A 12,112-nucleotide genomic window follows, 5' to 3' on the forward strand; every position below is an offset into this window, starting at 1 on the left:
CTTAATGTATTAAAACTTGAACTTCCAGTTTTGGGTGGAATAAAATTACATAATTTTAATTAAAAGTTTTTGTATTAATCTTAAAATTAATGGTTTGTTAATCTAGAAGAAGCTGTTTTAGTTTGATGTTTTAAGATGATCAATTTCTATTCCTAAAACCATAAGTTTATGGAAGTTTGGTAATAAAGCCCCTGTTTCGGTAGTTTTCCAATCGCTCCAAGTGGCCTCTAAACCATCAATTGGGAGTATGGATGTCCACATTTTAAAAGATACAGGTTTATAATTATCATCTAAAATCCATAAATAAGAATCTCCAGGCGTAGAGCCTCCCGACTTATAAGTAATTAAAAGTGCAGGTTTGTTGTTTGCTTGTTTTACCAGACGACGTTCGGTACCTGCATCGAAAACTTTATAAGGTGCCACAAGCCAAAAGGAATCGTTATTAAAATAATTAAGAGCCTTTTCTTTAAGTTCTTCGGCAATATCGTTTTCTGTAACAAAACCATGAACATAAGCTTTGCTTAAACTGTGGTTGTTTAAGTCTAGAGCAACTCTGTAGTCTTTCCAAAAAACATCACAGGTATTTTCGCTTTTGTGCCATTGGTAATGGTGTCTATTTTTAAACGTCCATTCAATATAGTCTGTGTTTTTATAAGCTTCGAAATCTAAGGCTTTAAGCATGTTCTCTGCCAAAGCATCTGCTTGTTCACCTTGAACTCCTGTTGGTAAATCTTCATTATATTTAAAATAGACAAAACCAAATAGTAAAATGCTTGGTAATGTGAGGAATACAATAATCCCTAAAACGATTTTTGTTACTTTCTTTATTTTCAAACTGAGAGAATTTATTATCTTAATAATGCAAAGCTAGAAGTTTTAGGTGTATTAATCACTTAAAATCCGACGGCGGTATCATCTCCACGATAATCTGCGCTTCCTTCCAAAGTTTTATTATTTAAAACAAGAATTTTATCTACTTTCCCTATAATAGGAGAGTCTTTTTCGATAATTGAATACCTTAATTTTTCTAGGTTTTGTATTATGGTTTTATCGAAAAGAATGGCGTTTCATGTTAATTTCATCTGGCGACCATTGATGGAGTAAGCGTGGCACGTTTACCGCTTCTTGCATGGCTATGTTATCTGCTTTAAAAGGTGCATTTAATATGTTTTCAGTCAAAGCATCTGTTTGTTCTTCTTGAATTTCTGTTGTAAAGCTTTATTATATTTCAGAAATAAATCAAAAAACGCATGAACTTTTGCTCATGCGTTTATATTAATTTTTGAATATCTTGTTTTAATTATCTTTTAAGCGTGAAGTGTGCCTTCATAATTTTTATCTCATTTGTTTTTGGCTCTCTATATTCTACAGTAAACCAATAATCGTTTGTAGGCATTAAATTACCATTATAAGTGCCATCCCATCCTTTGCCTTTAGGGTTTAGTTGTTTTAATAATCTTCCGTAACGATCGAAAATATAAATTATAGCATCGGGTTGAGTATCTATAGAATAAATGTTCCAGGTATCGTTATAGCCATCACTATTTGGTGTGAAGTATAGAGGGTAATCTATAACCAATATCTCAATACTGTTTTCACCACATCCGTCGATATTATTAGCTGTTACTACATTGTAACCAGGTTTAATATTTGTGAAAGTGTAGCTTGAAGTTCCGTCACTATTAATTGTACCTAATTGTGGGGAGCCATCGTTTAAACTAAATGTATGATTTGTTGTTATTGTACTAATTTCAGAAGCAGTCGCAGTTACTGTTACATCATGCATGTTTGCAAATGCAGGTGTTAACTCGTAGCTTAATTGGGGTGGTGCACTTGCCTCAACTATAATTGTATAGTTATTGGAGCACATGAAAGGGCTAACCATATCGGTAACAATAAGATTGTATTCACCACTTTGATTTGGTGTTAGTGATGGTTCGGTTTCGTTTGGTATAATTATACCGTTGTAATACCAAGAAAAACTATATTCCGGTTTATTTAAAGGAATATTTATTACCGTAGAATCGTCAATAGCAATTCCATTGGTATCAACACATATTAAGTATGATTCTTCTAATTGAATATATGGTAAACTTTCTACCATTAAGCCAAGTTCGGTAATGGCATAACAGGTGCTTCCCGGTGAATTATTGTCTACTCGCGCATATATAGTTTGAGGATTAATTGTGTTTTCGTAAAGATTAGGTAGAGTATTTGATTTTTGTTCTGCATCTTCAAAAGTCGGATAATAACTAACAGAATATATAGTATTATCTAACCCGTTCAGAACATTGTTGTCTTGGATGCTTAAATCGAAAACAGTGGTATTGTTCGTAGTATTGTTATCTGTTTCAGGGGTGTCATCGCAAACATTATAAGTTTCTAAATTTTGATTTGCCAGAATAGTATCGTTTAAGACTGTTATAGTTTGTATTTGATCTACAGCTGAATTCCCATTAGTATCTTCTAAACTCCATGTTCTAGTAATGATTTTAGAACCAGGACATTCGCCGTCAACAATAGTGTCTATAAAAGCAGCTTGAATTCCTGTAGAGCAATTATCTATTTCATCTAATACATCTCCAGTAATATTAATACTAATATCATAGTTAGAGTTAATGTCTGAAAAAATTTCAATATCATCTGGAGCAGTAAATGTCGGACTTTCGTTATCTTCTACAGTAACAATTTGTTCGCAAGTACTGGTGTTTCCAACTCCATCTGTTGCTGTCCAAGTTATTGTTGTATCTCCAGTAGGAAAAATTGTGGGAGCGTTATTTGTTAAACTAGCAACAGTACAGTTATCTACAGCTGTTATGTTCCCTAAATTTACATTGCTAGCAGTGCATAATCCAGTATCTGTATCTATTGTTATGTCAATAGCGCAATTAATAGTTGGACTTTCGTTATCTTCTATATTTATTATTTGTATGGTACTAGTAGCGTTATCGCAGCGATCTTTAATGGTATAAGTTCTTGTTATTACAATCGGGTTAGTACCGGTAACTGTGTCATCGCTTGTTACAATTAAATCGTTATCATTGCTACATGAATCTGTAATAGTTAATCCCATGAGTTCTAACTCAGGTACGGTAGTTACTGCTATGTCGGCATCGCTAACAGAGCATTTTGCTATTGTTGTTTCTGCTATTGTACCGGTTAAACTAGGAGCCACCGTATCGTTTATTAAGTAATTTTCAGTAGAAACTGTTTCATAGAATAAAGTGTCTCCAGTATTATAAATGTTATCATTATTGATATCTAAGTATTCTATTACAGTATAGGTTCGGGTTACGGTTTGATTACAATTACCAGTATCTAGACTATTTGCTGCTGTGATTTCTATTAGGCCACAATTATTATTGTTAATTAAGCCATCGGCATTTCCTAAATTTTCAAATTCAGTTTGACTTAAAATAGTGCTCGAGGGTATGTCATCATAACATTGAACTTGTGTTGGGGCTGTAGAAAAAGTAGGAGCAACCGATTCTGAAATGGATTTTATAGTTACGGTTAAGAATGCTGTATCAAAGTTATCAGTATTTGTTGTTTCTGTAATTTTGTATTCTAATGTATAAGTTTGTCCAGGTAAACTGGTGTTATTCACATTTATATTTCCCATGGAGTCTATGGTAATTACGTTTTCTGGATCTGCAGTTTCTGTAGTTACTAAAAAATCGGTTTGTACTAATGGCTGTTGACCGTAGGTGTCATTATCTAACACGTTTAAAAGGTTGTCGTGAATTGTTGATGGGCAGATATCTAAAACAGAATTATCAATAGCTGTTAAATCGCTTTCTAATATGTTTATAGTTACTGTAGTGCTATCTATACCATTGCAACCAGTATCTACAACATAATCAAAAACGTAGGTTCCGGCCTCTAATCCAGTAGCATCCCATAAATTATCATTTAAAGTGCCTGAAGGTGTTGCAGTAGTTTCTGTCCAGATTCCAAAATTATCATAAGGACCATTAATGTAGTCGAATAAATTTTCTAGAGTAGTATCTATAAATGCGATATCTACAGTTTGTCCATTACCAGCAATAGGCGGTGCACTAGTAACTGTATAACTTAAGGTTTGGTTAGCACAAGAATTTGGATTAGCACTATAGCTTAAAACTGCATTGTATGTACCAGTATCTGTAGCAGAGTACGGTGTGAAATTTAAAGTATTTCCAGTAGCAGAAAAACTAGGGTCTCCATCTTTGGTCCATGTAACATCTATAATTGATAAAGCATTAGTAGTAATAAAACCATTTTCTCCAACACACAAGTTGTAGGGCTGTATAACAGATAATTGAGATTTATTAGCATTAATAACAAAATTACTTATAGCGCCACAATCATCACTTATTTGTACCTCGTAAAGACCAGGTGTTAAGCCTGTAAAGACAGGGTCTTTACCGTTGTTAATAGTAGGACTAAGTGCAACACCGTCTCTACTTATTAACTCATAATTTAAATTGACACCTAATGCATCAATTAATAAATCGTTAGTGCCATTTCCGCAATCGATTACCGAAAAATCAACAAGCGTAATGTTATTATCACCAATTGTAAATTCTTGAAGCGTGTTATAGCAACGTTCTTGCTCACTAGTTCTTGAAAAAGAATAATAAATTCTAAATAATCCAGATCCGGTAACATTATTAACAAAACCACTCTCAGTTATGAATTGCCCATAGTTATTTTGATAATTAGTGAATATAATAGACGTGGAACCATCTCGATAAAAATGAGTATTATCAACATAATTAGTTAACTCGGCAGTAGCATTATTAATATTTGCCCAAACGCCATCTGTAGTGTTAAATTTTTGAAGAACAAAGATTGGAGCGGTTATATTATATGTTGCAGTTAAATTGAGATTAAAGCTACCACAAAATGATGTAATCGTGGCGTCCACATCTTTAAAAAGAACTCCATTGATAGTTTTGGAGCCGGTTAAAGAATAGCCGCATGTTGTTTCTACATCAAAAGTGTAATCACCAGCAGGTAAATCATAAAGGTATATGAAATCTCCATAAAAATTATTAACAGTAGATGCTGCTATGTCTATTATTGAAGGGCCTGTATAGTTTGCAGGTGCAGAGGTGATAGTTACGTTTTTAAAGCCAGCTGCGGAAGTTGGATCAAAAGTTCCTTGCTTTTTTATGTTTATTTCTAAATTACCTGTTGCATCACAGCCCTCTCGGGTTTTAATACTTAATTCTCTTGGTGAGTTATCGGTTATAATATTTATATTTTTGTTGACTTCGCGACCACAGTTGTCTTTAAATACAAAGGTGTAATTTCCATCTGGAAGGCTTAAGTTGTAGTATCCAAAATACAAAGTGTTAGAATTGGGAATTGGATCAGAAATATTAGATCCAACAGGAAAAATAGGGTTGTATAAATTAGGGTCATTATTTATATCAAACGCTGTTGGTGCTGCTAAAACTTCAAGGGTCATTGGAAATGCGAAGTTTTTAAAATTAGAAAATCTTAGACGCTGTCCTCCGCATTCTTGAGTTGTTCCCGTGGCAATATCTAGTGTTGGTGGACCAGAAAAATCTACAGTATTTAAATAAACAACGTTACCACATATATCTGTTACTTGTGTTGTTACTGGGTATGACGTATCTTGTGTTGGAAGATTATAATATGATCCATTTTGACTGTTGGAAGTCCAGATGTCAGTCATTACTGAGTCATTTCCATCGGCATCATCATCATAAGTTATTGTTACATCAAAAGGAAAGAAATTTTCATCAAGAAGACCTGTAGTACTTCCTGTGCTTAATTCTTGAATTATATAAATTAAAAGTTCTGTTTGTGAGCAATCTGAGCTATCAATATTATTATTAAATGTTCTTGGAAGTGTATAAACAGGAGCTAGATCTATTAAATTAATTCCTTGAACTACTATGTTCCCACAAACATCTTCAACTTCTATGGTGTAGTCTCCAAAGGCTAAATTTGTAAAAGTACTTTCAGTACCAGCGTCTATTTGAGTCTGAGTAATGGTTTCAATTAATACACCAGCTTGTTTAACTCTATATTCCAAAACATTACCAGAGTTTAATAATACATTGATAGTTCCTAAACAAGCACTTTCTTGGATGGCATCAAAAGTAATAGGTACAATGTTATTTGCGACTGTAATTACTTGCTCTATTATTGTATCCGTAGCTCCAATGGTTTCAGTAGCTCTTATAATGTAGGTGCCACTATTTATAGTAGTTATATTGGTTGTAAAGTCAGCAGAACTAATTGGTCCTTCAAATACGGTTTCACTATTTATTGGTGTTGTTAAATCTGAGGTGTCATAAACTAAAAACTCAAAAGTAGCGCCTATTTCAGAAGCATTGATTTCTATTTGGATGTTTCCGTCTCCCGCGCACTCTTCTCCTTTAGCAGTAAGATTCATGGTGTAACCAGAAATTTCAGAGTTATTTAGTGAATGTATATTATCTGTGTTTAACGCGAACACATTAGATATATCATCATTGAATATTGTTAAAAACACTAAAAAAAGCAGTAGTAGGTATTTGTTTTTCATTACATGTTATTTTTAATAAGTTATATATTTTATAAAGGCACAAGACTAATTATGGGGCTTTTAATAAAGTGCTTTTATAGAGGATTTACTTGTGAAAAAGTTAGTATTCTAATGTTGTCTTTCATTAAAACCCAACCGCGGTATCATCTCCACGATAATCTGCGCCTCCTTCCAACGTTTTATCATCTAAAACAAGAATTCCATCTACTTTTCCTATTACAGGAGAATCTTTTTCGTTAATGGAATACCCTAATTTTTCAAGGTTTTGTATTATGGTTTTATCGAAAGAATTCGGTTCCATGTTAATTTCATCTGGCAGCCATTGGTGGTGAAAACGTGGCGCGTTTACCGCTTCTTGCATGGTCATGTTGAATTCATGAACATTTAGAATAGTTTGTAAAACCGATGTGATTATGGTAGCGCCTCCTGGTGTGCCAACAGACATAAATAACTCACCGTTTTTCTCAACAATTGTTGGTGTCATAGAACTTAACATACGTTTTTGGGGTACAATGCTATTTGCTTCGGCTCCAATAAGTCCGAACATATTAGGTTCTCCTGGTTTGCTGCTAAAATCGTCCATTTCGTTATTTAAGAAAAAGCCAAGCTCCGAGCAATACAATTTAGAACCGTAAGCGCCATTTAGCGTTGTTGTTGCAGAAATAGCATTTCCAAATTGATCTACAATAGAGTAGTGCGTAGTTTCATCACTTTCAATGATAGCAATATTTCCATGAGCAACATCTTTGGAAGATGTTGCTTTTTCAAATGAAAAATTGTCCATTCTACCGCCTAAATAAGCTTCATTTATTAAAGTTTCAATAGGGATTTCTACAAAATCAGGATCACCTAAATAAAAACTTCTATCGGCATAAGCGCGACGTTCAGCTTCAGTAATTACTTGAATGGTTTTTTCAGAATTATGACCAAATTCATCGATATGAAAAGGTTCTATCATTTTCATTATTTGTGCCAAACAAACGCCTCCACTAGAAGGTGGCGACATCGAAATGATTTTTAAATCATCATAAGAAAAACTAATAGGTGTGCGCCATTGGGCTTCATAGCTTGCTAAATCTTCTTCTGTAATGATGCCTCCGTTCTCTTGAACGAAATTTGCTAGCGTTTTAGCCGTTTCACCTTTATAAAATCCATCTTTTCCATGTTCTAAAATACGTTCTAACGTTTCAGCTAAATTTGGGTATTTAATGGTGTCGTTTGCTTTCCAAGCTTTATCAAAAAGAATAGAGTCTTTATTAGCTTTCTTAAAAAATGGTTGGTAGTGTGCAATACGTTTTTCTTGTTTTTCGGTAACTAAAACTCCTTTTTTAGCTAAAGCGATTACGGGGTTCAAAATATCTTCAATAGGTAAAGAACCAAGTTTTTTGTGTACTTCAAATACTCCTGCAACCGTTCCAGGTACACCAACAGCCATAGCTCCAATTGTACTTTTTTCTGGAATTACGTTACCTTCTTCATCTAAATACATGTTTTTTGTAGCAGCCATTGGTGCTTTTTCACGGTAATCTATAGCGCCAGTTTCTCCATTTGCTTTGCGGTAAACCATAAATCCGCCACCGCCTAAATTACCAGCGTATGGATATGCAATAGCCAAGGCAAGTTCTGTGGCTGCCATAGCATCAAATGCATTTCCTCCTTTTTTAAGAATGTCATTTCCTATTTTAGAGGCTTCAACACGCGCCGAAACAACCATGGCATTTTGAGTTATTAACCCCGTCTTTTTTATAGTTTCAGGTGCTTTAACTTCTTTTTTGCATGAAACAAATAATGAAAGTAAAAGTGTAGTGTATAGAATATGTTTCATAAAACGGTTTCGTTAAGTTCTTTTAATTTTTCGCTTGAAAAAGCAATGAGTTCATCAAAAAATGAAGAAAATTCACTTTCAAATTCTTTATAGAAAAGTTCTAGTTCGTGGACGGCTTTGTCCATTCCCGATCTGTTTTTTGTACGTCGGTTCATGCCATCTAAAACCTTAGATATACCTTCAATGGATGCGTAGCTTAGTAGCCAGTTGTCGCTAATCATGTAAGGCATCATTTTTTGAATTCGGGAAGGGAGTGCACCGTAATTATCTTCTAGAGAATCGTAAAAAGTATCGACATATTTAGCTAAAGGGACACTAGAATAAGTGCTCCAGTTTTTAGCCAAAAAATGATCGTAAAGTATGTCGACAATCACTCCAGAATAATGACCGTAATTTTCATGAAGCCTTTTAGTACTTAGTCTAACTGTTTTATGGGCATCTGTGTAAGTATCTATATTTCGGTGTAATAAAATACCAATTTGAATGTCTCTTTGGTAATTTTTATAATTTTTTCCTTTAATACCATCGGCAATAAAATTTCCGACAGTTACTAAATCATTATCCCCTGAAAGATAAATATGTGCTAAATAGTTCATGGGGGAAATTTACGAATTCCGAATTTGAAATACTATATTTGTCCTTTAAAATTAAACAAAACTATGACACTAATAAAATCAATTTCAGGAATTCGCGGGACCATTGGCGGGCGAGTAGGTGATAATTTAACACCTATTGATGCCGTTAAATTTGCATCGGCATATGGCGTTTGGCTTAAAGAAAACCGAAAAAAAGAAAACTATAAAGTGGTTGTTGGTCGTGATGCTCGTATTTCGGGCAAAATGATGCAAAACTTAGTTATGAATACACTAATTGGTTTAGGTATTGATGTAGTTGATTTAGGTCTTTCTACAACACCAACCGTTGAGGTTGCTGTAACCTTAGAGCATGCCGATGGTGGTATTATTCTAACAGCAAGCCATAATCCAAAACAATGGAACGCCTTAAAATTACTTAATGAAAAAGGTGAGTTTTTAGATGCTATTGAAGGTGAGAAAATATTGAATATTGCTGAAAGCGGTACCATGAATTTTGCTGAAGTAGACGATTTAGGAAAAATTACAAAAAATAAAGCTTACATAGATTTACATATTATTGAAGTACTAGATTTAGATTTAGTAAACGTAAATAGTATTGAAGAAGGTAAATTTAAAGTGGTTGTAGATGGTGTTAATTCTACTGGTGGTATTGCTATTCCTTTGCTTTTAGAACGTTTAGGAGTTGAGGTTGTAAAACTTTATTGTGAGCCAAATGGTGAATTCCCACATAATCCAGAACCATTAAAAGAGCATTTAACAGATTTATCTGAAGAGGTTAAAAAGCATAATGCCGATTTTGGAATTGTTGTAGATCCAGATGTAGATCGTTTAGCCTTTATGGACGAAAACGGTAATATGTTTGGTGAAGAGTATACTTTAGTAGCTTGTGCAGATTATGTGTTAAGTAAAACTCCAGGAAACACAGTAAGCAATATGAGTTCTACTCGTGCCTTACGTGATGTTACTGAAAAGTACGGAGGAACTTACGAAGCTAGTGCAGTAGGCGAGGTGAATGTGGTAGATTTAATGAAGAAAAATAAAGTGGTTATCGGTGGTGAAGGTAATGGAGGTATTATCTACCCAGATTCTCACTACGGTCGTGATGCACTTGTTGGTGTCGCGTTATTTTTAAGTTTATTAGCAGAAAGACAAATGTCTGTTAGTGCACTTAGAGCAACGTATCCTGATTATTTTATGAGTAAAAAGAAAATTCAATTAACACCAGGTTTAGATGTTGATGGTATTTTAAAGGAAATTGAAACACGTTACCAAAACGAGCAATTAACAACTATTGATGGTGTAAAAATCGACTTTGCAGAAAGTTGGGCACATTTACGTAAAAGTAATACTGAGCCAATAATTAGAATTTACACTGAAGCAAAATCGCAAAACGAGGCCGATACTTTAGCTGATAAGTTTATTGAAGAAATAGGGGCTATTGCAAAACTATAGGCTTTGAGTTAAACTGTTTCTATTTATAAAAAAAACGAGTTAGATATCTAACTCGTTTTTTTTGTTACTATAATTTGAAATAATTCATTTTTATCTACAAAAAAGCCTCAGGAACTTTATCCATATGTTTCCAGCGTTTATGGGTCCATAAGTAATATTCGGGTGCTTCGTAAATTTGTTCTTCAACACGTTTTAAAGCCTGATCTGTAATTTGATAATTTTCAATACCGCTAGTATCTTTAATAATATCCATAAACGTGGCTTCATAATAACCTCGTTTTGTTTTTTTTACTTTTAAAAATACGGTAGCCATACCTAAACGTTTGGCGAGAACTTCTGCGCCAACATGCACAGGTACTTTTACGCCCATAAAATTTTGCCAATGTAAAGCTTTGTGTGCTTTTGGCGATTGGTCAAAAACAAAACCATTAAGAGTTAGCTCTTTATTTACTTTAGCTCTTAAAAGGGTTGGTACAGTTTCTTTTGTGGTAATTAAATGGCTATTATATTTTGCTCGGATGCGTTTTACTAGGGCATCAAAATATTTATTGCTAAGTTGTTTATAAACAGCATATCCTTTATGATTTACATGAGCTTGTAGAATAAAAATCCATTCCCAGCTAGCGTAATGCCCCATTAAGAGTACAATGCTTTTGTCTTCTTTTTCGAGTTTATGTACTTCTTCCACATTAATGAAAATATAGCGCCTTTTTATTTCAGCTTCAGAGATGGTTATCGACTTAACTGCCTCTAAAATCATATCGCATAAATGATGGTAGAATTTCTTTTGAATTAAAGCAATTTCATTTGCAGATTTTTCAGGGAATGCGAGCTTTAAATTACTAGTTACAACTTTTTTTCTGTAGCCAATAATGTAATAAATTAGAACATAAACAGCATCGGAAACCATGTAAAGCAATTTAAATGGCAAAATAGAAATTAACCATAAAAACGGATAAAGAATAATATAAGCTATTAATTGCATGAAATAATTTTAGATTTGCAAATATATGTTAATCAATTTTAAACATTAAAGTGAGTATGGGAAAATTAGATTTAATAACTATAGTTATTATTGCTGCCAATGTAATTATCTCCTATAAAGGATTTAATGATTATGCTTTTTTTGAAAAGTACAAATTCAATGTTGGTGGTATACAGCGTGGCGAGAAAATTCGATTTTTTAGTGCCGGATTTTTGCATGTAGATATGCAACATTTATTATTTAATATGGTATCGCTTTACTTTTTTGCAGGTAGTGTAGCTAGTGCTTTAGGTGTTGTAGGATTTTTAGCGGTTTATATTGGTAGTCTTATGTTTGGTAATTTATTGTCGCTTTATTTTCATAAAAATGAATATCATTATAGTGCGGTTGGTGCAAGTGGAGCAGTAAGTGGTATTATTTACTCTGCTATTTTATTTCGTCCAGATATGAGCCTTTATATGTTTATGATTCCTATTCCAATTCCGGCTTATCTTTTCGGTATTGGCTATTTACTATATTCCATTTATGGTATGAAAAATAGAATTGGAAACATTGGTCACGACGCCCATTTTGGTGGTGCTATTGGTGGGTATGTTATTACTTTAATGTTAGTTCCTGCTATATTTCAGACTAATTTACTAATGGTTATTTTACTGGCATTACCTATCGTTTTATTATTTGTGATGAAAAAAATGGGTAAAATCTAATAA

8 protein-coding genes are annotated in these 12,112 nt (G+C 33.5%); 2 read left to right on the top strand and 6 right to left on the bottom strand.

Going from position 1 to position 12,112, the window contains the following annotated elements:
- Positions 1-117: 117 nt before the first annotated feature.
- From BM246_RS18740 to BM246_RS18755, 5 genes are all read right to left on the bottom strand, one after another.
- Positions 118-834: a hypothetical protein gene (locus BM246_RS18740; RefSeq protein ID WP_074940330.1), complete on the bottom strand. Its 717-nt coding sequence runs from the start codon at positions 832-834 to the stop codon at positions 118-120.
- 213 nt (positions 835-1,047) lie between these two features.
- Entirely contained in the window at positions 1,048-1,179 is a 132-nt protein-coding gene (locus tag BM246_RS20195) for a hypothetical protein (RefSeq protein ID WP_262481206.1), read from the bottom strand.
- Between the two features lie 121 nt (positions 1,180-1,300).
- The gene (locus tag BM246_RS18745) at positions 1,301-6,544 is read right to left on the bottom strand and encodes a T9SS type B sorting domain-containing protein (RefSeq protein WP_074940333.1); all 5,244 of its coding nucleotides are present in this window, start codon (positions 6,542-6,544) and stop codon (positions 1,301-1,303) included.
- 124 nt (positions 6,545-6,668) lie between these two features.
- Positions 6,669-8,369 carry a gamma-glutamyltransferase gene (gene ggt, locus BM246_RS18750; protein WP_074940337.1) on the bottom strand — a complete coding sequence of 567 codons (1,701 nt, stop codon included), beginning with the start codon at positions 8,367-8,369 and terminating at the stop codon, positions 6,669-6,671.
- On the bottom strand, positions 8,366-8,965 hold the full coding sequence (locus tag BM246_RS18755) for an acyl carrier protein phosphodiesterase (protein WP_042499627.1): 600 nt from the start codon (positions 8,963-8,965) through the stop codon (positions 8,366-8,368). Before BM246_RS18755 ends, ggt begins: the two co-directional genes overlap by 4 nt.
- Positions 8,966-9,028: 63 nt before the next feature.
- Between BM246_RS18755 and glmM the strand changes: the two genes are divergently transcribed.
- Positions 9,029-10,417, top strand: coding sequence for a phosphoglucosamine mutase (gene glmM, locus BM246_RS18760; RefSeq protein ID WP_074940340.1), 1,389 nt, complete (start codon positions 9,029-9,031; stop codon positions 10,415-10,417).
- A gap of 94 nt (positions 10,418-10,511) precedes the next feature.
- On the opposite strand, the gene BM246_RS18765 is transcribed toward glmM, so the two are convergent.
- Complete coding sequence (locus tag BM246_RS18765; protein WP_074940345.1) at positions 10,512-11,402, bottom strand: lysophospholipid acyltransferase family protein; 891 nt, start codon at positions 11,400-11,402, stop codon at positions 10,512-10,514.
- A gap of 56 nt (positions 11,403-11,458) precedes the next feature.
- On the opposite strand from BM246_RS18765, the gene BM246_RS18770 reads away from it, so the two are divergent.
- Positions 11,459-12,109: a rhomboid family intramembrane serine protease gene (locus BM246_RS18770; protein ID WP_074940350.1), complete on the top strand. Its 651-nt coding sequence runs from the start codon at positions 11,459-11,461 to the stop codon at positions 12,107-12,109.
- Positions 12,110-12,112 lie beyond the last annotated feature (3 nt).

It is taken from the genome of Algibacter lectus (assembly GCF_900112395.1).
GTDB lineage: Bacteria > Bacteroidota > Bacteroidia > Flavobacteriales > Flavobacteriaceae > Algibacter > Algibacter lectus.